The organism is Herbaspirillum sp. B65 (genome assembly GCF_000333555.1).
GTDB classification, from domain to species: domain Bacteria; phylum Pseudomonadota; class Gammaproteobacteria; order Burkholderiales; family Burkholderiaceae_D; genus Herbaspirillum; species Herbaspirillum rubrisubalbicans.
In genome coordinates this window covers 1-884 of record NZ_BADI01001079.1, presented here as the reverse complement: position 1 = coordinate 884, position 884 = coordinate 1, and the positions used below count along the sequence as shown (strand labels likewise).

General features: G+C 56.4%; 1 protein-coding gene. It reads right to left on the bottom strand.

The window, feature by feature from the left end; genetic code table 11:
* Positions 1-744 (bottom strand): UbiD family decarboxylase domain-containing protein (locus I5W_RS25630; protein ID WP_044531374.1); only part of this gene is annotated, 744 nt, incomplete at its 3' end.
* Positions 745-884: the final 140 nt, after the last annotated feature.

Genomic DNA, 884 nt, shown 5'->3' with positions numbered 1-884 from the left:
ACTGCCGCGCAAGAGGCCAGCGAACTGTATTTCGGAAAGGCTATCGGGCACCGGCGTGACCGCTCCTAATATAGTGGCCGGATCGGCACCCAATGCCACCACCACCGGATAAGGCTGGCCCGGATGGGCGATGCAGTGCTCGCGAAAATCCAGCGCCCCGCCCCGATGGGCCAGCCAGCGCATGATGACCTTGTTGGGACCCAGCACCTGCTGGCGATAGATGCCCAGATTCTGACGCTTCTTGTGCGGCCCCTTGGTGATGACCAGGCCCCAGGTGATCAACGGAGCGATGTCGCCCGGCCAGCAGTGCTGGATCGGCAAGCGCGACAAGTCCACGTCCTGGCCCTCCCACACCACATCCTGGCAAGGCGCCGAGCTACGCTCCTTGGGCGCCATGTCCCACAGCGACTTCACCAGCCCGCCCAGGTCCAGCACATCCTTGATGCCCTTGGGCGGCTCTGGCTCCTTCAGACGCGCCAGCAGATGGCCGATGCGACGCAATTCACTGATGCTTTGCGCCCCCATACCCAAGGCCACACGGTGGGGAGTACCGAAAAGATTCGCGAGAACGGGGATATTTTTCTGGTCGACCTGCTCAAAAAGAAGCGCCGGACCTTCGGCCCGCAGGGTGCGATCGGCAATTTCGGTCATTTCCAGATGGGACGAAACCGGATGCGAGACGCGTTTCAGCTCTCCTTTTTGTTGCAATTTGGAAATAAAGTCTCGTAAATCGGTGTATTTCATACTTTTTAACAAATTTCTTTTTGCATCACGGCCGGCTCAACTATCCCCGGCAAACGCTTGATTCTATTGATTTTTGAAGGAAGGCCACGTTGAATATGATACACAAAAGTTATAAAGAACTATTTTCATGTATGACTCGA